This is a genomic window from Bacillus sp. JJ1521 (assembly GCF_036965165.1).
Taxonomy (GTDB): Bacteria; Bacillota; Bacilli; order Bacillales; family Bacillaceae_L; genus Ferdinandcohnia.
Genome location: NZ_JBALOX010000197.1, coordinates 11718 through 13266, shown reverse-complemented (window position 1 = coordinate 13266; position 1549 = coordinate 11718). Strand labels below are relative to the sequence as shown.

Sequence of the window (1549 nt, the reverse complement as noted above, 5' to 3'; positions counted from 1 at the left end):
GCTCTAGAATATTGTATTCTAGAACACCTTAAACATATTACAAACAATGAAATCTAAATTAATCAAAAACCTAAAATTGCTTTTAACAAGGATGTTGTTTCTCCACCCTTATAAAAGACATACAGTAAGAAGTATACTGCTACACCTGTTAAAGCTGTGAAAAACCAAATGATGCTTGTAATTGGTCCAAGCTTACGATGCTTTGCAATTTTATTTTTATAGCCAAGATATAATGTAACGACTCCGAATATCGCACCAGTTGTAGCAAGGAAGATGTGAAAAATTAAGAAAATCGTGTAGTACACCTTCACATCGTCAGGACCGCCAAATGATGTATTCCCGATAAAAACCGTTCTTGACATATAAATAATGAAGAATATTAAAGCAAAAATAGCTGCAGTCTTCATCGTTTTTTTATGAGCTTCAATTTTTTTCTGTTTAATTAAATACCAACCGATGGCAACAGTTACTGCACTTAAAATGATAAATGTCGTGCTCAATGTAGGCAGAATCGGTAAATTCATGTTTGACCTCTCTTATCGTATTTCTCTTTAATTTGTTTGTGGTTCAAGCAATTGTTGCTTTTCAAGTAATTGCTCATCTAGTAATTTTTCTTGTTCACGCTCTTTACGAACCCATTCAAAGAATACTTTGGCTAGTAATATCGCGTACACAAACTCTTGAATAATTTTCATTATTACACCGCCAGTACGTTGATCTTCAAGCGGCGGCATGAAGTTAAACATTTCTGGACCCGTAAGATTTATACTAGACAGCATGGAAGCTGGTACACAAAGTGCGAGAGCATTCATCCATGCACTAAGATCTGTATAGGTTGAATACATTGCAGTATCCGAAAAAATGATGAGCGCACAAGCAGGTGTTAATAACATCCCATCAGCAAAAATATACCCAACTTTTTTGAGACCATGTAATGTGTTCCACTCTTCTAATTTATTGATTAACGGCCACCACATAAAGAAGGCAGCAATAAAAATAAAAATCGTCGTTGCAGCATGAATGAATACATTTGTTTTTACAAAGTCAAAAATTAGTGGGATATGATACATAGAGAATGAGCCGTTAAAAATAACTAATGCAATTAAAGGCTTTGTAAGAAATGTAAAAAGTGGCTTTATGACTTTGAGATTTATAAATTTTCTCCATAACCAATTTGGCACACCCAAAATAAAAAATGCCGGTACAATTAAATAAAGAACAGCCATTTGCGTCATATGGGCAGTCATCGTCATATGACCTAATAAATCAATTGGACTACCTTTACAAGCATAGAGTAGGATCATCCCTATCGCAAATAAAATCTTTGTGTTTACTGATGTAGGTTCAGAATGAGCAAATCGATGTCTCCATGGACCGACAATCAAAAAATAGAGTAGCGTAATAACTACAAGTGAAGCTAAAAAATAGGGACTCCATAATGCCCGAAAACCAAAGATATCGATAGACATCTTCAACTCACCCCTTTTAGTAAAATCAAACCGCATTGGTGTATTTGCGGTCAGAATTTTTAGGCCCACACGAGGTGGGT

General features: G+C 35.1%; 2 protein-coding genes. Both read right to left on the bottom strand.

The genetic code is table 11. The features are described 5' to 3' along the window. Positions 1–62: 62 nt before the first annotated feature. The gene (locus V7147_RS21660) at positions 63–524 is read right to left on the bottom strand and encodes a DUF420 domain-containing protein (RefSeq protein ID WP_335369877.1); all 462 of its coding nucleotides are present in this window, start codon (positions 522–524) and stop codon (positions 63–65) included. A gap of 27 nt (positions 525–551) precedes the next feature. Then, a complete protein-coding gene (ctaG, locus tag V7147_RS21655) occupies positions 552–1475 on the bottom strand; it encodes a cytochrome c oxidase assembly factor CtaG (protein ID WP_335369881.1) in 924 nt (307 codons plus the stop codon). Positions 1476–1549: the final 74 nt, after the last annotated feature.